The sequence below is a fragment of the Dellaglioa sp. CoH-57-MRSF-16 genome (assembly GCF_056782055.1).
Map to the genome: position 1 here is coordinate 1 of NZ_JBXAXZ010000212.1, position 248 is coordinate 248.

The 248-nt window shown below is 52.8% G+C and carries 1 protein-coding gene; it reads right to left on the reverse strand.

Annotated elements, in window-relative coordinates; genetic code table 11:
• Positions 1-180 (reverse strand): hypothetical protein (locus AC1RPH_RS08465; RefSeq protein WP_481762142.1); only part of this gene is annotated, 180 nt, incomplete at its 3' end.
• Positions 181-248: the final 68 nt, after the last annotated feature.

Consider the following 248-nt stretch of genomic DNA (forward strand, 5'->3'; position numbering starts at 1 on the left):
CGTTTGATCACCGCTGTCGGCCTCATTGCCGATGCCGCAGGTATCAATCTGCTCGAAGTTTTGGGCGATATCGGGGATTTTCGGGTCGCTGGGCCCGGCGATCTGGAAGACTGACTGAAGTTCAAGTAAAGGAGAAAGCATGCTTTCGTTTATCACAAAAATGCGCAAAGCACGATCCATCGAGGCCGTAGCCCGCTACAGTGCACCGCACTGGATCGTCATGATTCGGAATCCGGGAGACAAAGAAT